This is a genomic window from Glutamicibacter protophormiae (genome assembly GCF_014647495.1).
Taxonomy (GTDB): Bacteria; Actinomycetota; Actinomycetes; order Actinomycetales; family Micrococcaceae; genus Glutamicibacter; species Glutamicibacter protophormiae.
This window is the reverse complement of record NZ_BMPH01000019.1, coordinates 21,703-43,576: the sequence shown is the minus strand read 5'-3', so window position 1 is coordinate 43,576 and position 21,874 is coordinate 21,703. Positions and strand designations below refer to the sequence as shown.

At 66.0% G+C, this 21,874-nt stretch carries 18 protein-coding genes and 1 pseudogene; 8 read left to right on the top strand and 11 right to left on the bottom strand.

Going from position 1 to position 21,874, the window contains the following annotated elements:
- The 4 genes from IEY43_RS16965 to ilvD all read right to left on the bottom strand — a co-directional run bounded on the left by IEY43_RS16965 (nt 1) and on the right by ilvD (nt 7,666).
- The gene (locus IEY43_RS16965) at nt 1–660 is read right to left on the bottom strand and encodes a GntR family transcriptional regulator (RefSeq protein ID WP_188950043.1); all 660 of its coding nucleotides are present in this window, start codon (nt 658–660) and stop codon (nt 1–3) included.
- Complete coding sequence (locus IEY43_RS16960) at nt 660–2,162, bottom strand: fumarylacetoacetate hydrolase family protein (protein ID WP_188950041.1); 1,503 nt, start codon at nt 2,160–2,162, stop codon at nt 660–662. Before IEY43_RS16960 ends, IEY43_RS16965 begins: the two co-directional genes overlap by 1 nt.
- A gap of 1,161 nt (nt 2,163–3,323) precedes the next feature.
- Nucleotides 3,324–4,907, bottom strand: coding sequence for an HNH endonuclease signature motif containing protein (locus tag IEY43_RS16955; protein ID WP_188950039.1), 1,584 nt, complete (start codon nt 4,905–4,907; stop codon nt 3,324–3,326).
- Nucleotides 4,908–5,737: 830 nt separating this feature from the next.
- Nucleotides 5,738–7,666, bottom strand: coding sequence for a dihydroxy-acid dehydratase (gene ilvD, locus IEY43_RS16950; RefSeq protein WP_188950037.1), 1,929 nt, complete (start codon nt 7,664–7,666; stop codon nt 5,738–5,740).
- Nucleotides 7,667–7,750: 84 nt separating this feature from the next.
- Between ilvD and IEY43_RS16945 the strand changes: the two genes are divergently transcribed.
- Nucleotides 7,751–8,530, top strand: a complete 780-nt coding sequence (locus tag IEY43_RS16945) for a helix-turn-helix transcriptional regulator (RefSeq protein WP_188950035.1) — start codon at nt 7,751–7,753, stop codon at nt 8,528–8,530.
- Nucleotides 8,531–8,554: 24 nt separating this feature from the next.
- Here IEY43_RS16945 and IEY43_RS16940 read toward each other — a convergent pair whose 3' ends face one another.
- The 3 genes from IEY43_RS16940 to IEY43_RS16930 all read right to left on the bottom strand — a co-directional run bounded on the left by IEY43_RS16940 (nt 8,555) and on the right by IEY43_RS16930 (nt 10,331).
- Nucleotides 8,555–8,764, bottom strand: a complete 210-nt coding sequence (locus IEY43_RS16940) for a hypothetical protein (protein WP_188950033.1) — start codon at nt 8,762–8,764, stop codon at nt 8,555–8,557.
- Nucleotides 8,765–8,809: 45 nt separating this feature from the next.
- Complete coding sequence (locus tag IEY43_RS16935; RefSeq protein ID WP_188950032.1) at nt 8,810–9,451, bottom strand: hypothetical protein; 642 nt, start codon at nt 9,449–9,451, stop codon at nt 8,810–8,812.
- A gap of 130 nt (nt 9,452–9,581) precedes the next feature.
- Entirely contained in the window at nt 9,582–10,331 is a 750-nt protein-coding gene (locus IEY43_RS16930; protein WP_188950030.1) for an alpha/beta fold hydrolase, read from the bottom strand.
- A 134-nt stretch (nt 10,332–10,465) separates the two neighbouring features.
- On the opposite strand from IEY43_RS16930, the gene IEY43_RS16925 reads away from it, so the two are divergent.
- The 5 genes from IEY43_RS16925 to IEY43_RS16905 are packed head-to-tail and all read left to right on the top strand — an operon-like array spanning nt 10,466 to nt 16,250.
- Complete coding sequence (locus tag IEY43_RS16925; protein ID WP_113607870.1) at nt 10,466–11,206, top strand: NUDIX hydrolase; 741 nt, start codon at nt 10,466–10,468, stop codon at nt 11,204–11,206.
- Between the two features lie 58 nt (nt 11,207–11,264).
- On the top strand, nt 11,265–12,566 hold the full coding sequence (gene nadA / locus IEY43_RS16920; RefSeq protein WP_188950027.1) for a quinolinate synthase NadA: 1,302 nt from the start codon (nt 11,265–11,267) through the stop codon (nt 12,564–12,566).
- Nucleotides 12,567–12,577: 11 nt separating this feature from the next.
- A complete protein-coding gene (locus tag IEY43_RS16915) occupies nt 12,578–14,230 on the top strand; it encodes an L-aspartate oxidase (RefSeq protein WP_188950025.1) in 1,653 nt (550 codons plus the stop codon).
- Nucleotides 14,227–15,093 (top strand): carboxylating nicotinate-nucleotide diphosphorylase, encoded by an 867-nt coding sequence (gene nadC, locus IEY43_RS16910; protein WP_188950023.1) that lies wholly within the window; start codon nt 14,227–14,229, stop codon nt 15,091–15,093. Before IEY43_RS16915 ends, nadC begins: the two co-directional genes overlap by 4 nt.
- Entirely contained in the window at nt 15,090–16,250 is a 1,161-nt protein-coding gene (locus tag IEY43_RS16905) for a cysteine desulfurase family protein (RefSeq protein WP_188950021.1), read from the top strand. The genes nadC and IEY43_RS16905 overlap by 4 nt, the downstream gene beginning before the upstream one ends.
- Here IEY43_RS16905 and IEY43_RS16900 read toward each other — a convergent pair.
- A complete protein-coding gene (locus tag IEY43_RS16900) occupies nt 16,247–17,908 on the bottom strand; it encodes an MFS transporter (protein WP_188950019.1) in 1,662 nt (553 codons plus the stop codon). The two genes, IEY43_RS16905 and IEY43_RS16900, sit on opposite strands and share 4 nt — an antisense overlap.
- A 403-nt stretch (nt 17,909–18,311) precedes the next feature.
- Between IEY43_RS16900 and IEY43_RS16895 the strand changes: the two genes are divergently transcribed.
- Nucleotides 18,312–18,821 (top strand): GNAT family N-acetyltransferase, encoded by a 510-nt coding sequence (locus IEY43_RS16895; RefSeq protein WP_188950016.1) that lies wholly within the window; start codon nt 18,312–18,314, stop codon nt 18,819–18,821.
- 28 nt (nt 18,822–18,849) lie between these two features.
- Here the strand turns inward: IEY43_RS16895 and IEY43_RS18520 are convergent.
- Nucleotides 18,850–19,451 (bottom strand): annotated as a pseudogene (locus IEY43_RS18520) (dihydrofolate reductase family protein).
- Nucleotides 19,452–19,574: 123 nt separating this feature from the next.
- Here IEY43_RS18520 and IEY43_RS16885 point away from each other — a divergent pair.
- Nucleotides 19,575–20,051 carry an SRPBCC domain-containing protein gene (locus IEY43_RS16885; protein ID WP_188950015.1) on the top strand — a complete coding sequence of 159 codons (477 nt, stop codon included), beginning with the start codon at nt 19,575–19,577 and terminating at the stop codon, nt 20,049–20,051.
- 77 nt (nt 20,052–20,128) lie between these two features.
- Here the strand turns inward: IEY43_RS16885 and IEY43_RS16880 are convergent, their stop codons facing one another.
- Both IEY43_RS16880 and IEY43_RS16875 read right to left on the bottom strand, forming a co-directional pair.
- Complete coding sequence (locus IEY43_RS16880) at nt 20,129–20,587, bottom strand: MarR family winged helix-turn-helix transcriptional regulator (protein ID WP_229777469.1); 459 nt, start codon at nt 20,585–20,587, stop codon at nt 20,129–20,131.
- 5 nt (nt 20,588–20,592) lie between these two features.
- Complete coding sequence (locus IEY43_RS16875) at nt 20,593–21,708, bottom strand: LLM class flavin-dependent oxidoreductase (protein WP_188950013.1); 1,116 nt, start codon at nt 21,706–21,708, stop codon at nt 20,593–20,595.
- Between the last annotated feature and the right edge of the window lie 166 nt (nt 21,709–21,874).

Genomic DNA, 21,874 nt, shown 5'->3' with positions numbered 1-21,874 from the left:
CTAGATGGCGCTGGGCGGCATCCCGGCCGAAGCCAGATACGCGTTCAGCGTGTTGGCGCGGTGCTTGCGGGCCGCCGTCTCGATCTGCGCCGGGGTGGCGTGGTTCGCGATCAGTTCCAGCAGCGCCTCGTGTTCCTCGACGCTGGCCTTGGCCCTCGAAGGGATGTGGGTGAAGGAGCTGGCCCGCATCGCCGCCAGCCGGCGCCAGCCGCGCTGGACCAGGTCCAGGATGTGCGGATTCGGGCACTGGCCGTAGAGCAGCTTGTGGAACTCGGTGTTCATCCGGGTGAACGCGACCGGGTCGAAGTCCTCCAGGCACTGGCGCATCGCATCGTTCAGCTTCCGCGCCTCGGCCAGCCATGCCGCGTCCATCGCGTCGGCGGCCAGTGCGGTGGCGGCCGGCTCGATGATCATCAGCGTCTGCATGGTGTGCAGGTACAGCGTGGAATCCACGTGGGCGACGGTCGCCCCGACATTGCGGGTGAAATGCACCAGTCCTTCGGCCTCCAGCCGGCGGATCGCCTCGCGCACCGGGACCACGGAGCAGCCCAGTTCGTCGGCAATGGTGCCCAGCACCAGGCGGTAGCCCGGGGAGTAGGCGCCGTTGACGATGCGCTCGGAGACCAGCTGGTAGGCAGCCTCGGACTTGGAGGCGGTCATTACAGCGCCCATGAGTCCAGGTCCGGGCTGCCTGCGTCCTTCCAGGCGTTGAACTTGGTTTTCCATTCGGCGTTCATCGGGAACAGGCCCTCGATGCCGTGGCCGCGCTTGACCATGGCGAAGATGAACTCGTCGTTCTCCTCGGTGGCTGCGGCCTCGGCGGCGATCTGCTCGACCATTGCCGGCGGGATCACCACGATGCCATCGGAGTCGGCCACGATCACGTCGCCGGGCTGCACCGAAACGCCGCCGCAGGCCACGGTGATGTCGCGGTCCCAGGCCACATGCTTGCGGCCGAGCACTGCCGGGTGCGGTCCGTTGTGGAAGACCGGGATCTCCAGGTTGCTCACGGCATCCAGGTCGCGCACGCCGCCGTCGGAGATGATGGCCGCCGCGCCCAGCTGCTGCGAACGCAGGGCCAGGATGTCGCCCAGGGTGGCCGAACCGGTCTCGCCGCGGGCCTCCATGACCAGGATTTCGCCGTCCTTGACCGCGTCGATGGCCTGCTTCTGCATGTTGTAGCCGCCGCCGTGGGCCTTGAAGAGGTCCTCGCGGTTCGGGATGTAGCGCAGGGTGGCGGCGGTGCCGATCACGCGCTGCATGCCCTTGGTGGCGCCGGAAACTTCGATGTTCACGTTGTTCATGCCGTGCTTGCGCATGGTGCCGGACAGGGTGGCGGTCGCGACGGAGGCCAGCTGCTCGCGGATGGCGTCGGTCAGCACGTCCTTGCCGGTCAGCTTCGGGGCCAGGCCGGCGGACTCGCGGTCGCCGTAGGCGTCTTCCTTGTCCTTCTCGGTGACCTTTGGCTGGTTGCCGAAGTCGCCGAAGGTCGCGGTGCCCTCAACGGCGGTGGTCTTCAGCTTGCCGGTGGTGGCGCCGGAGACCAGATCGGTGACCTCGACCTCGACGACGTCGCCCGGGAAGAAAACGGTGGAGCCGGCAGGGGTGCCGGTCAGGATGATGTCGCCCGGCAGCAGCGTCATCTGCTGGGACAGGTCGGCGACAATCTGCGCGAAGGAGAACAGCAGCTCGGAGGTGTCTGCGTCCTGGGCGATCTCGCCGTTGACCCAGGTCTGCACACGCAGCTTGGCCGGGTCGACGGTGGCGGCATCCAGTGCGACTGGGCCCAGTGGGGTGTAGCCGTCGCCGGACTTCGAGCGGATGTTCGAGCCCTTGTCGGCGTACTTCATGTCGTGCACGCCCAGGTCGTTCGATGCGGTGATGGAGCCGACGTAGCCCCAGGCATCCTCGACGGAAACGCGGCGGGCTGCCTTGCCGATGATCAGTGCGATCTCGCCTTCGAAAGCCAGCAGCTCAGTGCCGGCCGGGCGCTCGACGGTGCCGTTGGTGGCTGCCAGGGAGCTCGAAGCCTTCATGAAGTAGCTTGGGAACTTCGGGGTGCGACCGCGCTGCGCTGCACGCGAAGAGTAGCTCAGGTGTACGGCCAGGACCTTACCTGCCTGGCTGAAGGTTTCCTCGGTGACCGGAATCGGAGTGCTCATCGGTGAATTGCCCACTTTCGTCGTACATGATCTCGTACATCAAATCGTATACGATCAGTGTGCGCTCAATCTCATGGACTGTCAAGATGGCAATCCACAATTGCTTTCTCGGACTGGATCAATAGCCCCGAATCCCTGCGATTCCGCGGGTTTCGACAGGGAGTCAAACTTTTCATGGTGCCGTAACGCGAGGAGCCAGAGGCATATGAAACTCATCGTCGATTGAGCGCCAGTGAATATTTGATCTCGGTTTGCGTGCGACTTTCACGGTGTTCATCTCGGTCTGCCCGTACCTGCCAAGAAGCTTCTATCTTGGCGTGGTGGTTCGAATGCAGGGAGAAGTCGTCATGGGCCACAGGCGAACTGTTGGTGAAAATTGAACAGAAAATGTGTTCAGTTCCTGATGGCGCGTTTCGCAGGCCGGTGTGACTCTCGAATATCAGATGTTCCTCGTTGCACCTGTAGCAGGCGAGGCGCAGGGTGGGCGCGGAAACCCGTACCAAACTTGATGATTCGTCGTTCATTCGAGACGCTCAGGTAAACGTCCGGCACTTGTCGATCCGGAAGCCCCGTCCTGCCCATGAACAAAAATAATGCTCATGCTGCAATCCGCTGGTGTTAGGCAGTTGTATTGACACGGTACATCTACTTACTTCTGGAACTCATCATTCCGGACGTATCTTTCATGAATCCATGCAACCCGAACACGAGGATAATTCAGATTCAGAGGGCATGATGGCGGAAAGTGAACAGAATAATTGTTCACATCGGTGCCTTCCGGGGTATCAGGGTAGGCTGCGTACGGCGCGTTCAAAGCAACGAGCTGTACGTGCTGATATTGGTGAACACCTGCGGGTTGAGGCAAATGACTAGAGTCGGCTACAGCTGACTACGCGGTGAAAACGAACAGAATTTTTGTTCATTTGGTAGGTTGCTTTTACTCGATCGGAGCAAATGCAGGAACCGTAGGCGAACTGCCACGGTTCATTGAACCAATAATCCGTTCATGCGAGGCAAGGAACTATTCGCGGTGCACAACTGCATTCGAACCACTGGAACAGGTCGATTGACCTGGTGCTTTATACCTTGAATCCATATCTAAGCTCAACGCGATGAGGCTGTGGAATGGGGCAACACTCCCGTTTTGGAAACTCGCAAGAGCTAGTTCGCATCTAATTCGGGCGGTTCTTCGAATTCGTACCCCAGAACTTTCCTTACACGGTCTGTGAGCTCGACGTCCAGACGTTGCGGGGCGCGATCTGCGTTGAAATCGAAGTTCTGAACGCTCGTCACTGATCCTGGAATCTCGATGCATGTCTGCCCATGAGGAGTGCGCCACATGACCGAGCCATCGGGGAGGTAAGTGTAGTTCCAGCCCAAAGCATGCTTGAACATCTGGTGTCGTTTGCAGCAAAGCTTGGTGTTGGTGCGGTTGGTTCCGCCGCCTTTGGCCCAGTCATCGATGTGTTCAACTTCGGATCGCTCAGGCAAGCGGTTGCATCCCGGGAACTGGCACTGCGTGTCCCGGAATCTCAGCAGGTCTCGAAGAGCTTGCGGTGGGCTGTACTTCTTGCGGTCGACGTCGATAACGGCCCCAGTCCACGGGTCAGTCAGCAATCGAAGCATCGATGGGGCGTGCGCCGCCAGTTTCAAAGCCGTTCCAATCGGGATTGGACCGTATCCTTCGAGGTCTGCCAATGCCTTTCGAGGGTCTGCCAGCATCTCGACCGCCGGAATCGTTACGGCCACCTTGGTTTTCAGAGTGCTACCGCCGCCCTCAGGCCAACCGTCCAGCAAAGCGTCCCTCAGTGTGTCGTATCGTAATTGACCGCGTGTTCGGGGGTCTTCGGGATCAGCATTCGAAACAACATGATGCTCGACGGTGTTTACCACTGAAATGATATCTTCCACGGGGCCGCGAAGCTGTGCGACCGCTATGCCGTCTTTCTCGATCCACCAACGCATATCCCGGGTTTCTTTAGCATCTTTGTGGCGTTCGTCGATTGGCTTGGGGTGCATCTTTTCGTGAAGCCGACGTGCCCGTTGCCGGACAGCCGAGTCGGTGGCGTGTTTGGCAAATGGCAGCAGGAGTTCCTCCATGCGGTGCACGTCTTCAGTTTCGAGGTCTTGAGCATTCTTGATGATCTCGCGTGCAGTCTGAGTCGTAATTTCACCGGCGCTCAGAGCATTCAAGGTTTCATGGCATAGGTGCCGCAAACCTTCAGCCATGGTGAGTTTATTGGAAATGTGATTGTCAGTGTCTCTCATCGCGATGGATGCTTCGGCAATGAACGAGGAGCGCGCAACGTCTTGGTCGTGTGGGGTAACGCGATAGTAGCCTGCAGACAAGTTCGCCAGAATGTCATCGGCGGAGACGCCCATTTGCTCAAGTTGTTCAGGGGTAGGTTCGCCATCCGCTTGAATGCGGTTGTCGCCGCTGGATTGGAGAGCGACGCCTCGCGCGAAGAGTTCGTAGGTGTCCGCCATGAGGACTGCCTCGCTGGCATCAAGCATGCTGCGGAGCCGGCTGAGCATGGCCAGTTGGTCGAGGCCGACGGCCAGGTCCTGGGCAGGCATCTGCTTATTGAGTTCGGTTAGCACTTCCAAGGGACCGGTAAAGTACTTCTGACGCTGAATAGCCGCGCCCCACGTACCTGTCGTTTGGACAGTGTCCCTCAGCCCCGGTGCTTCAATCGGTAGGCGGTGGGAGTCGTCGTCATTCTCGAAAATATCTCTGATACCCATAACTTAATTGTCCTCCGCTTTCCGACAGTATGGGTAAGTATCTACGAGTTCTGGATATCTTAGTGGTGTTCGATAGGGATCAAGTTCGATTCAAAATCGAGGCGTTGAAAGGGTTGTTCGCTCTGGAACGCTCAATGACCTAAGTGTGAATAGATGCCTCCCAGAGAGGGGCCCGACTGTGTCTCGACATCACCGTCATGAACTTGGCGGCATCCGTTCTTAAATTCTTGTCGGGCGAAGTTGTATGAATCCGTGAACCACTGCCATGGGAAGACCATGGAACCATAGGCCTTGGTGGAAAGCGTTCAGGTGGCTTCGCTCAACGACTTTCAGGAGAGCTGTCCGAATGATGAAGCTCAAGAATTCGTCAAGTTCTGGACCCTCGTCAGAGTTATTTTTGATCGAATCACGAAAGGATCTTCGATCCGCAATACCACTCTGACATGCATTTTTATCGGAAATCGGCCCGGAATCTTTCCCGGCGACAAATTATTTTTAGAAAACCGCGTCACGAAGCGGAGGTGAATCACTCTTAACTGCTGAAAGACGAAATCAGCCGCACAACGAACTCATACCATGGGGATGGCGTAGTTCAGGAATTGCACTTGGGGGTGCGCGGAGAGAGATTTCGTCTTGTTGGATGCATGCTCATTTGGGGGTGGGAAAGTATCTCGGCGGGCCTGGGACTCATGAATTAATGGGTCTCAGGCCCTTTGTCGTTTCTGGGGCAGCGTGCTCTGACGGGCGTTGATCGCCGCAGGTCGCAGAGGCGCAAAGGGCCCGGAGCATCCAGATCGGATGCTCCGGGCCCTTCTCGGCTGTCAGTGCGGTTATGCCTTGGCGGTTGCTGCCGTGCGTTCTGCCGCGGCGGCGCGTTCATCGGCCTCGCGCAGGGCACGCTCGACGCGGTCGACGTCGCGCACTGCACCCTTGTCCGCAGACAGGGCCATGGCGGCGTAGGCGCGCAGCGCAGGGGAGACGACGCGTTCGCGGTTGGCCGGGCGGTAGCCGGTGGTGGCCAGCAGGCGTTCGCGGCGCTCGGCCAGGACCTCGTCGGCGACGTTCAGGGTCAGGTCGCGGGTCGGGATGTCGATGGAGATCGAGTCGCCGTCCTCGACCAGGGCGATGAGTCCGCCGGAGGCCGCCTCGGGGGAGACGTGGCCGATGGACAGGCCCGAGGTGCCGCCGGAGAAGCGGCCGTCGGTGATGAGTGCGCATTCCTTACCCAGGCCGCGGCCCTTGAGGAACGAGGTCGGGTAGAGCATTTCCTGCATGCCTGGGCCGCCCTTGGGGCCCTCATAGCGGATGACGACCACGTCGCCGGCCTTGACCTGCTTGTTGAGGATCTTTTCGACGGCCTCGTCCTGGGACTCGCAGACCACTGCCGGGCCGGTGAAGGTCCAGATGGAGGGATCCACGCCGGCGGTCTTGACCACGGCGCCGTCCACGGCGATGTTGCCGCGCAGCACGGCCAGGCCGCCGTCCTTGGAGTAGGCGTGCTCGACCGAACGGATGCAGCCGCCGGCGGAGTCGGTGTCCAGGTCCTCCCACTGGGCGGACTGGGAGAATGCGGTGGAGGAGCGGACGCCGCCCGGGGCCGCGTGCCACAGGGCCAGCGATTCCTCAGCGGCATGGCCGCCGCGGATGTCCCAGGCATCCAGCCATTCACCCATGGTCTTGGAGTGCACGGTGTGGACGGTTTCGTCCAGCAGGCCGCCGCGGCGCAGCTCGCCGAGGATCGCGGGAATGCCGCCGGCGCGGTGCACGTCCTCCATGTAGTAGATCTTGCCGGCACCTGCCGAGTTCGGTGCCACCTTGGCCAGGCACGGCACGCGGCGGGAGACCTCGTCGATCTCATCCAGGCCGAATTCGACGCCGGCCTCGATCGCGGCGGCCAGCAGGTGCAGGATGGTGTTGGTGGAGCCGCCCATGGCGATATCCAGCGCCATGGCGTTGCCGAAGGCGGCCGGGGTGGCGATGTTGCGCGGCAGGACGGAGTCGTCGTCTTCGCCGTAGTAGCGGTTGGAAATCTCCACAACCAGCTTGCCGGCGTTCTCGTAGAGGTCCTTGCGCGCGGTGTGCGTGGCCAGGGTGGAGCCGTTGCCCGGCAGCGACAGGCCCATGGCCTCGGTCAGGCAGTTCATCGAGTTCGCGGTGAACATGCCGGAGCAGGAACCGCAGGTCGGGCAGGCCGACTCCTCGATGCGCAGCAGGTCCGCGTCGGAAACGTTTTCGTTCACTGCCTCGGAGATGGCGTCGACCAGGTCCAGGGTGCGCACGGTGCCGTCCACCAGGGTGGCGCGGCCGGATTCCATCGGGCCGCCGGAGACGAACACGGTCGGGATGTTCAGGCGCAGCGCGGCCATCAGCATGCCGGGGGTGATCTTGTCGCAATTGGAGATGCAGATCAGCGCGTCGGCGCAGTGGGCGTTGACCATGTATTCGACCGAGTCGGCGATCAAATCGCGCGATGGGAGCGAGTACAGCATGCCGCCGTGGCCCATGGCGATGCCGTCGTCCACCGCGATGGTGTTGAACTCGCGCGGGATGCCGCCGGCGGCGGTGATCGCATCGGAGACGATGCGGCCCACTGGCTGCAGGTGGGTGTGGCCCGGCACGAATTCGGTGAAGCTGTTGGCCACGGCGATGATCGGCTTGCGGCCCAGATCTGCGCCGTTGACGCCGGCCGCGCGGAACAGGGCGCGGGCGCCTGCCATATTGCGGCCATGGGTGACGGTGTGGGAACGAAGTGTGGTCATTGCATAATCACATCACAGGTTTTGCCGCAGACCCAGACGGTGACAATACTAGTAGTACTACTACCAGATGACGATGGGACTCCGATGACTGCTAGTCAGCGCCGCAGGGAGGAACTCGCCGGTTTCCTCAAGGACCGACGGGCCCGGGCGGACCGCGCCGCGCACGGCCTGCCTGCGGTGGGACGCAGCCGGCTGCGCGGGCTGCGGCGGGAGGAAGTGGCCACGCTGGCCGGCATCAGCGTCACCTGGTACACCTGGCTGGAGCAGGCTCGCGACATCAACCCCTCGCGCCAGGTGCTGGACTCGCTGGCCAGGCTCTACCGCCTGACTCCGGTGGAGACCACCTACCTGCTATCGCTCGGCGGGCACCGCGACACGATTCCGGCGGCCTCCGAGGGCATGACCCCCGCGCTGCAGCGGCTGCTGGACGCGCTGGACTTCCCTGCGTTCCTGCTCTCCGCGGACTGGACCATCATCGGATGGAACGTGCACTATGCGCAGCTGTACCCTCGGATCGAGGTGCTGGAGGAAGACGACCGGAACCTGCTCTGGCTGGTGTTCACCGATGCGTCGCTGCGGCAGATGCTGCCCGACTGGGCGGAGCAGAGCCGCGGGTTCGTGGGAAGCTTCCGCGCCGAGACGCGCGGCTGGCTGAACCCTGCGGGGGAGAGCGGCATCGTCGCCCGCGTGTCGGCCGCATCGCCGGAGTTCGCGGCGATCTGGAAGGAGCGCGACGTCGCTGGCTTCGGCACGCGCGAGCGGCTGTTCAACCACCCGGCCAAGGGGCTGACCCGCTACGAGCAGCACAACCTGATCCCGGCCGAGGCCCCGGATTTGACGCTGCTGTTCTACGCGCCGCTGTAGACGGCGGCTTCGGCGCAGAGCGCGCTATTCGCCCGGGATCTGGTACTTGAGCAGTGCCTTCATGTTCGGGCTCAGAGTGATCGTTGGCAAGAAAGCCACCGCATTCTTCGCGTGCTGCCTGGCGGCGAACATTGACAGGTAGCTGAGCACCTTTGAGTGCACGTTGCCGTCTGGATCGACGATGACGTATTCGTCATTGCCGCGTTTTCGACGTGCAGTTCGGTGGCTGGCCATCGCCGGGAATGACGCCTTCAGGTTGCCTGGAACGTTGCGTGACCATTATTTCCACCATTTTCGTGATGTCTTGGTGCCAATTCTAGACTCCAACCGGGCGGCGCGTAAGCCGTCGACGATGCCGTCCCGAATCGCCTGGCGGGTGCCGGTACTAAGCTGAATGCCCGAAGGTCCCAGCTCGTCGGTTCGAACGCTTTCGCCCGAAATATCATCAGAGATGAGTCGGGACAAGGAGGCCAACATGGCGGCTTCGCGTCGTGATACGAGCCAGCCATCGCGAATTGATTTCCTGAATTTCCCATAGGCTTTGAACCGGTCGAAGGCTTTGCCCACGGTTTCTTTCAGGGTGGGAGTCGAGGAGCCTTGCTGGTGTTTCGACGACCATGGGTTCTCGGAAAGCTGCGGCTTCATCGGGCTATTGAGCGTTCCCAATATCAGCGATCCCATTGCCTGATCCGCTATGGAGTCGCTTTTGGCCAATTCAAGTCCGTATTGGACGCGCTTCCACCACTGGTCAGCATGATCAACTCTGGTGCGAAGCCGGAAAGTTCGCAACGCGGCCAAGGCGGCGATGAACCCGACTGAAGCCGGCAGGAGCGCTCCCCACGAAGCCAGCGCCTGCACGCCGGGCGTCATCCACGTCCAGATGGAATTCAAGAATTCAAGCACGCTGCTGAAGAAATTCATCTGCTGACGATAGGTGGGTTGTGCGATTCGAGGCTGCTTTGTACTGCGCGATGTGGAGAACGACAGACTCCGGGGACCGTGTTGGATGAATTACGCGGTCCCCGGGCAGAAATCAAGATGTCGCTTCTGGCTATGCGCCCAAGAACTCCAAGGTCTTTTCCTTGAATTCGCGGCTCGTGACGGCGTTCGCGTGGTTGCGCCCGGCCAGCCACAGCACTTCGTTGCGGGTACCTGCGTCCTTGAGCAGGCGGCGCAGCTGGGGCATCGTGGTGGCCAGGTCGTCGTGGTCGCCAGCCACCAGAAGCGTGGGGGTTGAAGGAACCTTGGTTTCGGGTTCGAAGGGCTCGGTCTTGATGCCCTCGATCAGCTTGAACAGCGCTTCGGCATCGTTGGACGGCTCGGAGGTGACGATCTGCATGATGGATGCGGTGAGGTCGTCGTTGATCTCCTCGCCGCTGGCCAGGAATTTACGCGCCTGCTCAATCTCGAAGCCGGCGAGCATGTCGTTGGCGCCCGGGCCGCCCATGACCAGGTGCTCTACCAAGTCCGGGTTCCATGCGGCGAATTCCCACGCGAGGCGCGAGCCCAGCGAGTAGCCCAGCACGTCGACAGGGCCTTCGTCCAGGTCGATCACGATGGCGGCCAGCGCCTGGCGGATTTGGCTCGGGGCCCAGCTGCCTTCGTTGCGGTGCGGCTCGGCGCCGTGGCCCGGAAGGTCGACCAGCAGGACGTTGCGGCCGTGGTCGGTGAAATAATTCGTCCACCTAGCGCGCTCCCAATTCAATTCGCCGGATGAGGCGAAGCCGTGGATGAGCAGTACGGATGGTCCGCTCACCTCGGTGTTTGTGCGGATGACGCGGAGATTCAGATCAAGGGTCATGCATCCGATCATAGGCCACAAAGCAGGTAAACATCGTCTTGCGCTAGCGCCTCGAAGTAGTTAATGTCAGAATGACTCTAACGCGGTCAAGGCTGCGGAAACTGCTGGAAACCTGAAACGGGGCATCGCAACTGATGACATCGGTACCAAGCTGGGCAAACGTCGACGAGCGGCGGAACATGCCGCCGACGCTGGCGGTGTCCACGGTGATCCTCGGCATCCGCGAGGGCGTCGAGGGCGGGCCGGACAAGCTGTGCCTGCCGCTGGTGCGCCGCATCCGCCAGCCTCATGCCGGATTGTGGGCGCTGCCCGGCGGTCCGGTGGGGGCGCGCGAGTCGCTGGGCCAGGCGGCGGGGCGCACGCTGGCCGAGACCACCGGGCTGCGGCCGAACTACCTGGAGCAGCTGTACACCTTCGGGGACATCGACCGCTCGCCCACGCACCGGCTGGTGACCATCGCCTACTTCGCGCTGATGCACGTGGACCAGGTGGGTGCGACCGTGCGCGACGAGAACGTCGCCTGGTTCGACATCGACGATCCGCAGATCGCGCGGATGGCCTTCGACCACCGCCAGATCGTGGACTACGCGCTGTGGCGGCTGCGCAACAAAACCGAATACGGGCAGATCGCGCACCGGCTGCTGGGCGAGCGCTTCACCCTGGCGGCGCTGCGCGGGGTGTACGAGGCGATCCTCGGGCGCCGGCTGGACCCGGCGAACTTCCGGCGCACGCTGAACTCGACCGCCAGCATCGAGGCGACCGACGAATACCAGGCCGGCGGCAAGCACCGCCCGCCGCGGCTCTACCGCTATGTCGGGCACGGGCCCGATCCGCTGCAGGTCGACCCCCTGCAGGTCGAGCCGCCGCAGGGCTGAGAACGAACTTCACCACACTTTTTCAACTAGACCGTTGAATCCCTGAAGGGGGAGCACCATGAGCACCAACACCATCTTCACCGACGCGGCCAACGCGCAGCACAACGCTTCGGTCGCGCAGAACATTGCGCGGCTGAACCTGCTGGCCCCGGGCTCCACCTGCTCGGAGGACCTGAAATCCAACCCGTGGGACACCCCCGGCGGCTACGGCCCGGGCGCCTCGGAACAGGACCAGGTCCCGGCCGGCTACCCGGAGCAGGGGACCATCCCGCAGGAGTACCTGGCGGCCAGCGATCAGGAGCTGGATGCGCGCATCCTGGCGGCCAAGGAGGCGCTGGGCGAGCGCGCGGTGATCCTGGGCCACTTCTACCAGCGCGACGAGGTGGTGAAGTACGCGGACTTCGTCGGCGACTCCTTCCAGCTGGCCAACGCGGCGCTGACCCGCGACAAGGCGGAGGCAATCGTCTTCTGCGGCGTGCACTTCATGGCGGAGACCGCTGACATACTCTCGCGCGACGACCAGGCGGTCATCCTGCCGAACCTGGCCGCCGGCTGCTCGATGGCGGACATGGCCGACGGGCCGAGCGTCCAGCAGTGCTGGGACGAGCTGACCGAGCTCTACCGGGACGAGGAGGACGACGGCCGCCTGCCGGTCATCCCGGTCACCTACATGAACTGCTCGGCCGAGCTGAAGGCCTTCGTGGGGCGCAACGGCGGGCTGGTGTGCACCAGCTCCAACGCCGCCACGGTGCTTGAATGGGCGTTCGAGCGCGGCCGGCGCGTGCTGTTCTTCCCGGACCAGCACCTGGGCCGCAACACCGCCAAGGCCATGGGCGTGCCGCTGGCGCAGATGCCGATGTGGACCCCGCGCAAGGCGCTGGGCGGGAACGACGAGGCGACCCTGCGCGAGGCCCGGGTGATCCTGTGGCACGGCTTCTGCTCGGTGCACAAGCGCTTCACCCCGGCCCAGATCGGCAAGGCGCGGCAGGAGTACCCGGGCGTGCGCGTGATCGTGCACCCCGAATGCCCGATGGAGGTCGTGGACGCGGCCGACGAGGCAGGCAGCACCGACTACATCCGCCGCGCGATCGCCGACGCGACCGAGCCGACGGTGTTCGCGATCGGCACCGAGATCAACATGGTCAACCGGCTGGCCGCCGAATACCCGCAGCACACCATCTTCTGCCTGGACCCGGTGATCTGCCCGTGCTCGACGATGTACCGCATCCACCCCGGCTACCTGGCCTGGGTGCTGGAGGAGCTGGTCGCCGGGCGCGTGGTCAACCGGATCACCGTGCCCGCCGAGCAGCAGGGCGACGCGAAAATCGCCCTGGAACGCATGCTGGCCGCCCGGCCGTAAGGACTGATGCGATGAAACGCCTGATCATCATCGGGTCCGGGGTTGCCGGGCTGACCGCTGCGCTGCAGGCGGCGGCCGCCGGGGCGCACCCGGTGCTGCTGACCAAGGACCGGCTGGGGGACTCGAACAGCGAGCTGGCCCAGGGCGGGCTGAGCGCCGTCACCGCGCAGTCCATCGCCGCCGGGGACTCGGTGGCCGCGCACGTGGCTGACACCCTGGCCGCCGGCGCCGGACACTGCGGGCCGCAGGCAGTGCGGTACATGTGCGCATCCGCCGCGGACCTGGTGGAGCAGCTCGAAGCCCACGCGGTCGGGTTCGACCGCACCGAGGGCGGCGGCTACCAGCTGGGCCTGGAGGCCGCGCACAGCGCCCACCGCATCCTGCACATCCACGGGGACGCCACCGGGGCGGGGCTGGTGGCGGCCCTGTCCGCCGCGGTGCGCCGCGCCCGCGACGCCGGGAAGCTGACGGTGCGCGAGCATGCGCTGGCCGCGTCGCTGGTGCTCGACGAGCGCGGCGCCGTGGCCGGGGTCCAGGTCCTGCAGGACGGGAGAGCGCAGCGGCTGGCCGCCGACGCGGTGCTGCTGGCCACCGGGGGACTGGGCCGGCTGTACGCCGCGACCACCAACCCGGCCGGCGCCACCGCGGACGGGATCGGGCTGGCCGCCCGGGCCGGCGCGGTGATCGCCGACGCCGAGTTCGTGCAGTTCCACCCCACGCTGGTGGACCCGGCGCGCTACCCGGCGGCCGGCATGGTCTCCGAGGCGGTGCGCGGGGAGGGCGCGGTGCTGGTCACCGACGCCGGGGAGCGCTTCATGCCCGCCGAGCATCCGGAGGCCGAGCTGGCACCGCGCGACGTGGTCGCCCGCGGCATCCACCGCCAGCTGCTGGCCGGGCGCACCGTGTACCTGGACGCCCGCGGCATCGAGGCCGAGCGCGGGGCCGGGTTCCTGGCCCGCCGCTTCCCCTCGATCACCGCGCGGCTGGCCTCCTGCGGGCTGGACCTGGCCGCGGACCTGGTTCCCGTGGTCCCGGCGCAGCACTACGCCATGGGCGGGATCGCCGCCGACGCCAGCGCCCGCACCACCGTGCCGGGGCTCTATGCGGCCGGCGAATGCGCCAACACCACGGTGCACGGCGCCAACCGGCTGGCCAGCAACTCGCTGCTGGAGGCGATGGTGTTCGCGCGCACCGCGGTGCAGGCCATGCTTTCCGACGATCCCGGGGTCTGCGCGGACCTCGACGGGCTCGACGGGATGACCGTCGCCCAGCTGCCGACGGCGCTGTCGGCCCTCGGAGCGGCCGAGGCCCCGCTGGACCTGGAAACCCTGCAGCGCGAGGCCAGCGAGGCGATCGGCGTGTACCGCACCGGCAAGCAGCTGGAGCGCTTCGCCGGGCTGCTTGCGGCCTGCGCCCCGGTGGCCGAGTCCCCGCGCGAGCAGCTGGAGCTGGAGAACCTGTGGCTCACCGCCCGGTTCACCGCCGCCGGCGCGCTGGCCCGCACCGGGTCGCTCGGCGCCCACCACCGTCTGGACGCGGCGCCAGGACAATCGCAGCCTGCAATCCGCTACGGCTGGCGGCTGAGTGCCGCCGAGCGAACCGCCGAACAGCTTTCCTCCACCACAACCTCTTCAAGCCCAAGCAGCAAGGAACACTCCGCGTGAACGCACCCATCCACCCCGTCCCGTTGCGCGTGATCGACCGCATCATCCACCTCGCGCTGGAGGAGGACAACCCCCGCGGGGATGTGACCGCGGACACCATCGTTCCGGCCGGGGCGGTCGCCACCTGCCGGGTGCGCGCCCGGCAGCCCGGCGTGCTGGCCGGCGGCACGGTCTTCGCCCGCGCCATGCACGCGGTGGACCCGGGCATCGCCACCACCCAGCTGGTCGCCGAGGGGGAGAAGTTCGCCGCGGGGGACACGCTGATCGAGGTCAGCGGCCCGGCGGCCTCCATCCTCACCGCCGAACGCGTGGGGCTGAACCTGCTGCAGCGCCTGAGCGCCATCGCCACCGCCACCGGGCAGCTGGTGGACCTGGTCGCGCACACCACAGCGCGCATCGCTGACACCCGCAAGACCACCCCTGGGCTGCGCGCGCTGGAACGCTACGCGGTGCGCTGCGGCGGCGGGGTGAACCACCGCGACAACCTCTCCGACGCGTTCATGGCCAAGGACAACCACCTGGCCCTGTTCAGCACCCCGCAGGCGCTGACCGAGGCGCTGGCCTCGGTGCGCTCCCGGCTGGGGCACACCACGACCATGGAGGTGGAAGTGGACTCCATCGACCAGCTGCCGGCGGTGCTGGCCGCCGGGGTGGACGTGGTCATGCTGGACAACTTCGACCCCGCCGACATCCCGGCGGCCATCGAGTTGATCGCCGGCCGCGCGGTCGTGGAGGCCAGCGGCAACATCAACGCCGGCACGGTCGCCGCGGTGGCCGAATCCGGGGTGGACATCATCTCCTCGGGCGCCATCACCCACTCGGTGGCGGCGATCGACCTGGGACTGGATATGGTGGTCGAATGATCTACATGGACGCCGCCGCCACCGCCCCGCCGCGCCAGGAGGTGCTGGACACCGTCTCACCGCTGCTGACCCGCGACTTCGGCAACCCCGCCTCGCACCATGAGGCGGGGCACCAGGCCCGCCGGGCCGCTAACTGGGCGCGCGCCCAGGTTGCCGCGCAGCTGGCGGTGCGCGAAGAGGAAATCTACTTCACCTCCGGCGGCACCGAGGGCGCGAACACCGCGGTGATCGGCGGCGCGCTGGGCAACCCGCGCGGCCGGGTGGTCGTGGCCAGCGCCATCGAGCACCCAGCGGTGCTGGAAGCCTGCCGCTACCTGGTGGAGTTCCACGGTTTCACGCTGCGGCTCATCGATGTCACCGCCGACGGGCTGGTGGACCTGGAGCATGCGGCGCAGCTGATCGACGACGACGTCGCCGTGGTCTCGGTGATGGCGGTGAACAACGAGGTCGGCACGATCCAGCCGGTGGCGCAGTTCGCCGCGCTGGCCCACGCGGCCGGCGCGCTGATGCACACCGACGCGGTGCAGGCCGCCGGATGGCTGGATCTGGCGCCGCTGGCCGCCGCGGTGGATGCACTGAGCATCTCCGGGCACAAGATCGGCGGGCTGAAGGGCAGCGGGGCGCTGTACCTGTCGGGGAAGCACCGCTTCGTGCCGCTGCTGCATGGCGGCGGGCAGCAGTCGGGCCTGCGTTCGGGCACCGAGAACCCGGCGGCCGCGGCCGGCATCGCGGTGGCCCTGCAGGTCTGCGCTTCCCAGCGCGCGCAGGGGCTGGGCGAGGGCTACGGACCCTACCTCATCGAGAAGATCACCCGCGGGCTGGAAGCCAAGCACCCCGGCAGCGTGCGGCTGACCGGCAGCGGGAGCCAGCGCATCGGCGGCATCGTGTCCTTCGTGTTCCCGAAGACCGCCGGGGAGACCGTGCTGATCGAACTGGAGCGCAAGGGGGTGCTGTGCTCCTCCGGATCCGCCTGCGCGGCGGGATCCACCGATCCCTCGCCGGTGCTCACCGCCATGGGGTACCAGGAGCAGCTGGCGCACACCGCGGTGCGGCTGTCCTTCGGGCGCGGCATCAAGGAGAACGAGCTGAGCCAGGTGGCCAACGCGGTCATCGCCGCGGTGGGCGGGCTGCTGCCGGCATCGCCGGGCGCCGCCTAGTTGCCGCTTCCAGCGGCCAGCCGGTTCGCCGTCCGCTGCGCGGAGAGCAGCCGCCAGGCGCCCACGGCGCCGAGCAGCAGGAAGAACGCCGCGGCCAGCATCGACAGGCGGGTGGCGTCGGAGAACCCGGCGGACAAGGCGTCGATGGTCGAGGCCGCATCGTGCCCGCCCGGAGGCTGGACGCGCAGCTGGGTGATGGTGGTGCCGGCGCTCTGCCGGGTGGCCTCGGCCAGCTGGGAAGCCTGCGCGGCGGGGACCGAGGCCTCATCCAGCCGCGAAGGCAGGGTGATGGCCAGCGCCGCGGAGAGCACGGCGCCGGAGATCGCGGTGCCCAGGGCGGAGCCGATCTGGCGCACGGTGCTCTGCGTGGCCGAGCCCTGGCCGGAAATCCGCACCGGAACCTCGGCGAGCACCGTGCCGGTCAGCTGGGCTGACGCCAGCCCCAGGCCGAGCCCGTAGACCACCAGGGTCACCGCGACCGCCCAGGCCGACACCCCGGCGCTGAGCACCAGGGCCAGCACCAGCACGCCGACGGTTTCCAGCCCCAGGCCCAGCAGCACGGTACCGGCCGGGGAGAGCACCGCGGCCAGGTGCCGGGCCGAAGCCCCGGAGAAGAAGGCGCCCAGCGCCATGGCGGCCAGGATGAAGCCCGCGTGCAGCACGCTCAGGCCCAGGGCGTTGACCAGGAACAGCGGCAGCACGAACAGCAGGGCGAATTCGCCGATGGCCACGCTCACGGCCGTCAGGTTGCCCCAGGAGAAGGTCGTGTGCTCGAACAGGCGCAGCTCCAGCAGCGCGGCGCGACCGTTGCGGGCGCGGTGCCGCTCCCAGAAGATGAACATGGTGATCGCCGCGGCCGAGACCAGCAGCGCAATGCCCGGCAGCGACACCGCCGCATCGGCCGGCCACACGAAGGAGCCGATCTTCAGCTCCTTTCTCGGGGTGATCCAGCCGGCGTCCGGTCCTTCGATGATCGCGAACACCAGTGCGCCCATGCCCAGCGCGCTGAGCAGCGCTCCGTCCACGTCCACGCCGCGGCCGGTGGCCCCGCCCTTGGTTTCGGGCACGAAGAGCAGGCCCAGCACCAGCAGCACGGCGCCCAGCGGCAGGTTCACCAGGAAGATCCAGTGCCAAGAGGCGTATTCGGTGAGCAGGCCGCCGGCCAGCGGGCCTATGGCCGCGGCGCCGGAGATCACCGCGCCCCACACGCCGAAGGCCGCGGCGCGCTGCTTGCCCTGGAACAGCGAATTCACCGTGGACAGCGTGGCGGGCATGATGCTCGCCGCGCCTAGCGCCTGCAGGGCGCGGGCGGAGATCAGCGAGCCGGCCGCGTCGGCGTTGGCGGCCAGCAGCGAACCGCCCATGAACACCAGCAGGCCGGCGATGAACATCTTCTTGCGGCCCCAGCGGTCCGCCAGGCTGCCGGTGGACAGCAGCAGCGCCGCGAGCACCACCGCGTAGAGGCTGTTGACCCATTGCGCGTCGCCCAGGTCCAGATGGATGTCGGCGATGATGGTCGGCAGCGAGACGCCGACGATGGTGCCGTCGAGCACCACCAGCCCCAGTCCCGCGGCCAGGATGCCCAGCGCCGCCCACGGGTGCGCGGCGGAGCGGGAAACGGTGCCTAATGCGCTGCTGCGCGTCTTGTCAGTCGTCACTTTTCAAGCCTCTGCTTCTTGCAGGTGCGCCGGCGTGCTGCCGTGCCGCGTGCCCTGTCACCACGATGCTAATACGCGGCCGCGGCGACGGTCATCCACCAAACGGTTGAATACGAGCAACCACCTGGTCCCGGCCGGGCTTCTGGCCCCGTGGCCTGGATGATCCGCACCCCGTCCCGGGCGCAGTGCACTATGCAGGACCGGGCAGCCCCCGGATGATGCGCTGATGGTGAACGCATCCCGGCCGCCGCCGGCCGCTGCGCACCGGGGCCGGCCGCCCGCTGATCCGCGGCGTGGCCTGCCGAAATCCGGGTGCGGCAGGCGCCGGGGGCGCCGGGGGAGCACTCCGGGCGCGGGCCGCTGCGATTTACCGATACGATGCCGATTTGGTAGGTTTGCGATCATGCAGATTCGTCCAGAGAGCTTCGATGACCGGGCCGCAGTCTATGCGGTGACGCATGCGGCGTTTACCGGAATCGATCCGATGGTCGAGCCCGACGAAGTCGGCTTGCTGCAGCAGCTCTTCGACTGCGCGGGCTACGATGCGCGCTTCTCCATTGTCGCGCTGGACGACGCGGTGGTGATCGGCCACGTCATCGCCACCTGGGGGAAGATCGGCAGGCAGCCGATGCTGGGCCTCGGCCCGCTGGCCGTGGCGCCGGAATACCAGCACCGCGGAGTCGGCTCGATCCTGATGCAGCAGATCCACGACGCCGCGGAGAGCGCGCAGCTCAGCGGCATCGTGCTGCTCGGCTCGCCGGGCTACTACCACCGTTTCGGCTACGAGCCGGCCTCCCGGCATGGCATCATTCCCAGCGACCCCACCTGGGGCGAGCACTTCATGGTGCGGGTGTTCGACCGGGACGCCCTGCCGCGCGGAGACTTCCGCTACGCCAGCCCCTTCGGCTGCTAGGAGTCCCGGCCCGGCTGCACCCGCGGCGTCAGGCCTTGTCCGGCGGAACGACCTCGTAGACCACATGGGTGACCAGCCCGGTGCTGCGCGAGGAGCGCGGGATGAACTCCCGCCCCGAGACCCCCTCGAAGAGGCGCTCGCCGGAGCCCAGCAGCCTCGGGGAGATGTGCAGGCGCAGCTCGTCGAGCAGTCCCGCCTCCAGGAACTGGTTGATGGTCGATGCCCCGCCGGCGATCGCGACGTTCTTACCGCCGGCCGCCTCGCGGGCCAGCTGAAGCGCCCGGCGGATCCCGCCGGTCACGAACCTGAACTCCGTGCCGCCCTCCATCACCAGCGGTTCGCTCGCGTAGTGGGTGAGCACGAACACCGGTGGTACGGGGGATCCTCGCCCCACCAGCCGCGCCAGCTGCCCGAGGGCGCCCCGCGTTCGGGGCCGAACATGTTCCGGCCCATGATGTAGGCGCCGGCCTCCAGGATTCCGGCGCGCTCCGCGACGTCCTCCTCCCGGGCTTCGAACTGCCAGCGGTGCAGCTGTTCGCCGCCGCGGCCCAGCGGCTGTTCCAGGCTCTGCTCCGGCCCGGCCACGAAGCCGTCCAGTGAGATCGTGACGTCGCAGGTTACCCGTGCCATGATGCGCTCCATCAGCAGGTCGAAGGATCTGATGGCGACAGGATAGCAGGAGGCATGGACACTGCGGCTGGGAATGCGCGCCGGGCTCTTGCCCAGGGTGAGCGGGCGGTGTAGAAAAGTGTCGTGAGCCACGACCCAGCCCCCAGCCAGCTGTCCTTCAGCGTTTCGGGACACATCGCCAAGACCTGCGTGCAAGTGTACGAGGCCGTCGCGGATCCCGAACAGCTCTCGCACTATTTCACGACCGGCGGCGCCAAGGGGCGCCTGGAAACCGGCGCGACCGTGAGCTGGGACTTCCACGACTTCCCGGGCGCCTTCCCGGTGAAGGTGCTGGAAGCCGAGGCTCCGCAGCGCATCCTGCTGCAGTGGGAAGCGAACCATTCCGCGGCGCCCGACGCGCAGAACACCGTCACCTTCGACTTCCAGCCCCAGGACGACAATTCGCGCACCAAGGTCGTGATCACCGAATCCGCGTGGCAGGACACCGCCGAGGGCGCCACGGCGGCCTTCGGCAACTGCGAGGGCTGGGCCGGCATGCTCGCGGCCATGAAGTGCTGGCTGGAATACGGCATCGTGCTGCGCGAGGGCTTCTACACCTAGCGGCGGCCGCCGCGTGGCACGGCAACGCCGGCGGAACCGCCCCCTGGGGCTGAATCCGCCGGCGTTCGTCGTGCGTGCTATTTGATGGCGCTGCGCAGCTTGGAGGTCAGCTGCTGCAGCTGGAGGAATTCTTCCTCGCTCAGCGCGGTGCCGATCTGCTCGTAGATGTGCTTGACGTGCTCGCGGCCGATCTCCTGCTGGACCGCCAGCCCCCTGGGTGTCAGCGAGAGCTGCATCGCGCGCTGGTCGGTGGGATCGGCCTCGCGGGTGATCAGACCCTTGTCCTCCAGCCGGGTGACCATACGGCTCAGGCTCGGCTGCGAGATCAGCAGATAGCGGTTCAGATCGACCAGCCGGCTGCGGCCGCCCGGGCAGATGCGCAGGTTGAACAGCACATCGTATTCGCGCATCGAGAGCTTGTGGAACTCCGGCTTGGCGCTGACCTTCCTCATGACGGCCACCTGCGCCCGGAAGAGCGACTCCCAGGCGTCGATGGTCACCTTCACAGAGGCAGGGGTGTTACTGGTCCCGGTCACTGACTTCAGGCTCCTTTTGGGGCGTTGGCTTGCTCAGCTTTAAGTTTAGCGTCCCGGGCGGCCACAAGCCCCGCATGTGTCGGCGCAGGAGTCAGGTCCTTCGGCGCGCGGGCATCCATTTCCTTGCGCAGCTCGGGCAGCACGTACTCGCCGAACATGTCCAGCTGGTTCAGCACGGTCTTCAGCGGCAGGCCTGCATGGTCCACCAGGAACAGCTGGCGCTGGTAGCTGCCGAAGTATTCCTGGAAGCTCAGGGTCTTCTCCAGCACCTGCTGCGGGGAGCCGACGGTCAGCGGGGTCTGCGCGGTGAAGTCCTCCAGCGACGGGCCATGCCCGTAGACCGGGGCGTTGTCGAAGTACGGGCGGAATTCCTTGACCGCCTGCTGGGAATCCTTGGCCATGTAGAACTGCCCGCCCAGGCCCACGATCGCCTGGTCGGCGCGGCCGTGGCCGTAGTGTTCGTAGCGCTCGCGGTACAGGCCGATCAACTGCTGGTAGTGCTCCTTGGGCCAGAAGATGTTGTTCGCGAAGAAGCCGTCACCGTAGTAGGCGGCGATCTCCGCGACCTGCGGGGTGCGGATCGAGCCGTGCCAGACGAACGGGGCCACGTCATCGAGCGGACGCGGGGTGGAGGTGAAGTTCTGCAGCGGGGTGCGGAAGCGGCCCTCCCAGTTCACCACGTCCTCATCCCACAGGCGGCGCAGCAGGTTGTAGTTCTCCACCGTCAGGTTCACCGAGTCCTGCATGTTCTTGCCAAACCACGGGTAGACCGGGCCGGTGTTGCCACGGCCCAGCACCAGGTCGGTGCGACCATTGGACAGGTGCTGCAGCATGGCGAAGTCCTCGGCGATCTTGACCGGGTCGTTCGTGGTGATCAGCGTGGTCGCGGTGGACAGGATGATGCGTTCGGTCTGCGCGGCGATGTAGGCCAGGGTGGTGGTCGGCGAGGAGGAGAAGAAAGGGCGGTTGTGGTGCTCGCCGATGGCGAAGACGTCCATGCCGATTTCCTCGGCCTTTTTGGCGATCACTACCTCGGCGTCGATGCGCTCCTTCTCGGTCGGCACGTGGCCGGTGGTGGGGTCGCGGGTGATGTCGCTGACTGAGAATACTCCGAACTGCATGCCTACTCCTACTAGCTGGTGAGACGCCGCGTCGTGTGCGCGTCTCCAATTTATATGCGTATGCATCTAATAACAAGTTGAGGCGTCAATTATTCCCAGGGTGTATCGATGGCGAATATCGGCTTCGATAGGTCTTGGCCGAGGCATGGAGAGGCATCGCCACATA

Coding starts and splice junctions, on each gene's coding strand:
- IEY43_RS16965 (WP_188950043.1), bottom strand. CDS start 660: ATGACCGCCTCCAAGTCCGAGGCTGCCTACCAGCTGGTCTCCGAGCGC.
- IEY43_RS16960 (WP_188950041.1), bottom strand. CDS start 2,162: ATGAGCACTCCGATTCCGGTCACCGAGGAAACCTTCAGCCAGGCAGGT.
- IEY43_RS16955 (WP_188950039.1), bottom strand. CDS start 4,907: ATGGGTATCAGAGATATTTTCGAGAATGACGACGACTCCCACCGCCTA.
- ilvD (WP_188950037.1), bottom strand. CDS start 7,666: ATGACCACACTTCGTTCCCACACCGTCACCCATGGCCGCAATATGGCA.
- IEY43_RS16945 (WP_188950035.1), top strand. CDS start 7,751: ATGACTGCTAGTCAGCGCCGCAGGGAGGAACTCGCCGGTTTCCTCAAG.
- IEY43_RS16940 (WP_188950033.1), bottom strand. CDS start 8,764: ATGGCCAGCCACCGAACTGCACGTCGAAAACGCGGCAATGACGAATAC.
- IEY43_RS16935 (WP_188950032.1), bottom strand. CDS start 9,451: ATGAATTTCTTCAGCAGCGTGCTTGAATTCTTGAATTCCATCTGGACG.
- IEY43_RS16930 (WP_188950030.1), bottom strand. CDS start 10,331: ATGACCCTTGATCTGAATCTCCGCGTCATCCGCACAAACACCGAGGTG.
- IEY43_RS16925 (WP_113607870.1), top strand. CDS start 10,466: ATGACATCGGTACCAAGCTGGGCAAACGTCGACGAGCGGCGGAACATG.
- nadA (WP_188950027.1), top strand. CDS start 11,265: ATGAGCACCAACACCATCTTCACCGACGCGGCCAACGCGCAGCACAAC.
- IEY43_RS16915 (WP_188950025.1), top strand. CDS start 12,578: ATGAAACGCCTGATCATCATCGGGTCCGGGGTTGCCGGGCTGACCGCT.
- IEY43_RS16905 (WP_188950021.1), top strand. CDS start 15,090: ATGATCTACATGGACGCCGCCGCCACCGCCCCGCCGCGCCAGGAGGTG.
- IEY43_RS16895 (WP_188950016.1), top strand. CDS start 18,312: ATGCAGATTCGTCCAGAGAGCTTCGATGACCGGGCCGCAGTCTATGCG.
- IEY43_RS16875 (WP_188950013.1), bottom strand. CDS start 21,708: ATGCAGTTCGGAGTATTCTCAGTCAGCGACATCACCCGCGACCCCACC.